Consider the following 1628-nt stretch of genomic DNA (forward strand, 5'->3'; position numbering starts at 1 on the left):
CTAAGGCGTGTTTCGTAAGAGATTGTCTCACGTGGCAAGTCTCGCGAGCTTCTTGGAGCAGGTCAGGGCGGTGGCCGTGGCCAGGCCTCAGCTCTGCCGGTCGTTGCGGACCACGTACGGGATCTTGAGACCACGAGTAGCCCATGGCAGGCTCATGCCGCATGATCGATGATTTCGCGAAGGCCAACCTGCACGGGAGACTGCGGCGGGACCGCAAGGCGCTGCTCTGGAAGCTCGACGGCTTGTCCGAATACGACGCCCGCCGACCTTTGACAGCGACCGGGACCAACCTCCTCGGCCTGGTCAAACACGTGGCCACCGTCGAGGCCAGGTACTTCGGCGAGGTCTTCGACCGCCCTTCCCCGGAACCGCTGCCCCGGTGGCAGGACTCCAACGGCAGCGATCTGTGGGCGACCGAGGACGAGACCCGCGATCAGATCATCGCGTTCTACCGGCGCATGTGGGAACACTCGGACGCGACGATCAACGCGCTTCCCCTCGACGCCCCCGGCCACGTGCCGTGGTGGCCGGAGCCTTATGCCGACACGAACCTGTTCGCCATCATGGTCCATGTCCTCGGCGAGTCCATCCGGCATGCCGGGCACGCCGATATCCTGCGCGAGGGCCTCGACGGCCGGACCGGGTTGCGCGCCGAACACGAGAACCAGATCGACGAGGAAGCCCGTGCAGCCTACTGCGCGAAGATCGAGCAGGCCGCCAGGTCGGCTGACGAGGCGGCATGACCTGACCGACGGGCAGTGGGCTGTTCTGGCTCCGCTGCTGCCTGTCGCGCCGAGGACGGGTCGTCCGCCGAAGTGGGAGAAACGACAGCTCATTGATGGGATCCGGTGGCGGATCCGCATCGGCGCCCCATGGCGGGATGTCCCGGCTGAGTACGCGCCGTGGCCCACCGTCTACGGCCTGTTCCGCCGGTGGCAGCGGGACGGGACCTGGGACAAGATCCTGTCGGCGTTGCAGGCCGCGGGCGATGCGCAGGGCTGGATCGGTTGGACGGTGAGCGTGGACTCGATGACCAGCCGCGCCCACCAGCACGCCGCCGGCGCCCGCACCGACGGGCATCTGCAGAAGGAACCGCCCGGCGGCGTGCACGACGAGCCGGCCGATCATGCGCTGGGCCGCTCCCGGGGCGGGCTGACCACCAAGACTCATCTGGCTTGCGAGCAGGGGCAGAAGGTCCTCTCCCTGACCGTGACCGCCGGGCACCGTGGTGACAGCCCGCAGTTCATCCCCGTCCTGCGCCGCATCCGCGTGACCCGCCTCGGCGTGGGCCGGCCCCGCACCTGCCCCGACCTGGTCCTGGCCGACAAGGCCTACACCAGCCGCGGCAACCGCAAATACCTGCGCTCACGCGGGATCAAGGCCTGCATCCCCAGCAAGGCCGACCAGGACGCCCACCGCAAAGCCAAAGGCTCCAAGGGCGGGCGCCCGCCCGCCTTCGACAAGGGCCTCTACCGGCTACGTCACGCCGTCGAGAACGGCATCAACCGACTCAAACGCCACCGCGGCGTCGCCACCCGCTACGAGAAACTGGCAGTTCGCTTCCAAGCCGTCCTAACCATCACGATCATCACTGAGTGGCTCTGACCGGTTTATGAAACACGCCTTAG

2 protein-coding genes are annotated in these 1628 nt (G+C 67.6%); both read left to right on the top strand.

All coding sequences use genetic code 11. The features are described from left to right. Positions 1 to 161: 161 nt before the first annotated feature. Positions 162 to 743 (top strand): DinB family protein, encoded by a 582-nt coding sequence (locus tag ACTMS2_RS29205; RefSeq protein WP_363898818.1) that lies wholly within the window; start codon positions 162 to 164, stop codon positions 741 to 743. Then, complete coding sequence (locus ACTMS2_RS29210; RefSeq protein ID WP_441178256.1) at positions 727 to 1605, top strand: IS5 family transposase; 879 nt, start codon at positions 727 to 729, stop codon at positions 1603 to 1605. Before ACTMS2_RS29205 ends, ACTMS2_RS29210 begins: the two co-directional genes overlap by 17 nt. The last annotated feature ends 23 nt before the right edge of the window (positions 1606 to 1628 follow it).

The organism is Micromonospora sp. SD12 (assembly GCF_052068495.1).
GTDB lineage: Bacteria > Actinomycetota > Actinomycetes > Mycobacteriales > Micromonosporaceae > Micromonospora > Micromonospora echinofusca.